This is a genomic window from Flavobacterium panici, from assembly GCF_903819335.1.
GTDB classification, from domain to species: Bacteria; Bacteroidota; Bacteroidia; order Flavobacteriales; family Flavobacteriaceae; genus Flavobacterium; species Flavobacterium panici.
Map to the genome: position 1 here is coordinate 1 of NZ_CAIJDE010000005.1, position 1,249 is coordinate 1,249.

Consider the following 1,249-nt stretch of genomic DNA (forward strand, 5'->3'; position numbering starts at 1 on the left):
TAGACTGCACCCAAAAGTTTAGACAAATTAATAATTAAGTTTTATAATAATGAGCTCGATATTGTATCGGGCTCATTCCTTTTAGATTAAGTTTAATTCTGTCATTATTATAATAATTTATATACTCAACAATCTCTTGTTTCAATTGATTAATGGAAGTGTATTTTTTAAGATAAAACAACTCTGATTTTAATATTCCAAAGAAGTTTTCAATTATTGCATTATCAAGACAATTACCTTTTCTAGACATACTTTGTATAATTCCTTTTTTCTTTAATAAATGCTGGTATTGTTTCATTTGATACTGCCAGCCTTGGTCAGAATGCAGAGTCAGATTAGTATTATCCGGTATTTTTTTAAATGCTTTTTCAAGCATATTTAAAATTTGATTAAACACTGGTCTTTGCGATAATTCATAGCTGATTATCTCTCCATTAAATAGATCGATTATTGGCGATAAGTACAATTTATTGCCAGAAACATTAAATTCAGTCACATCGGTTGCCCATTTCTGGTTAGGTATATCAGCCTTAAAATTACGCTGTAGCAGATTAGGGGCTATCTTTCCCTGCTCTCCTTTATAGGATCTGTACTTCTTGATTCTGATTAAACTTTTTAATCCTAAAAATTTCATTAATCGAAGCACTGTTTTGTGATTAATTAAAATCCCCTCTTTTTTGATTAATAGAGTAATACGCCTGTATCCTAATCTGCCCTTATGATAATTGTAAATCTGTTTAATTAAATCTTTTATCTTTTTATATTTATCGATTACCTGACCTTTCTTTTCATAGTAATAATACGTACTTCTAACCATGTTCATACAATTTAGTAAAAGATCTAAATCATACTTATGCCTTAATTCCATTATGGTTTGAGCTTTTTGTTTTGATTGGCTTGCTCGGCTTGAACTAAGGCGTTGAACTTTTTTAGAATTTCGTTCTCAGCGCGCAGGTACTCTAACTCCTTTAAGAGTTCCTCTTCCCTGGTCAAAGGTTTGTCTGTTTTTCGTTGCTTTCTCTTAAAATTCATAACTGCTGGTCTACCTCGTGATTTAAGTTCTAAACCTGCCAAATCATCTTTTGCATATCTTCTCTGCCAGCTTATTATGGTTGACTGCGCTGGAATTTTGAAAATTAAGCAGGCTTCATCCAAAGATATAGACTTATTTTGAATGGTTTGTATCACTTTCAATTTAAAGTCTGCAGTGTAAATTTTATTTTTTTGTCTTGGTAAAAGACCTTCTATT

Annotated in this window: 1 protein-coding gene and 1 pseudogene; both read right to left on the minus strand. The window is 31.0% G+C overall.

The annotated features are described in order from the left end of the window. Positions 1–34: 34 nt before the first annotated feature. Positions 35–871: an IS3 family transposase gene (locus tag FLAPXU55_RS00045; protein ID WP_317169635.1), complete on the minus strand. Its 837-nt coding sequence runs from the start codon at positions 869–871 to the stop codon at positions 35–37. Then, positions 868–1,249, minus strand: a pseudogene (locus FLAPXU55_RS00050) (hypothetical protein); the annotation flags it as partial. The pseudogene FLAPXU55_RS00050 and the gene FLAPXU55_RS00045, both read right to left, overlap by 4 nt.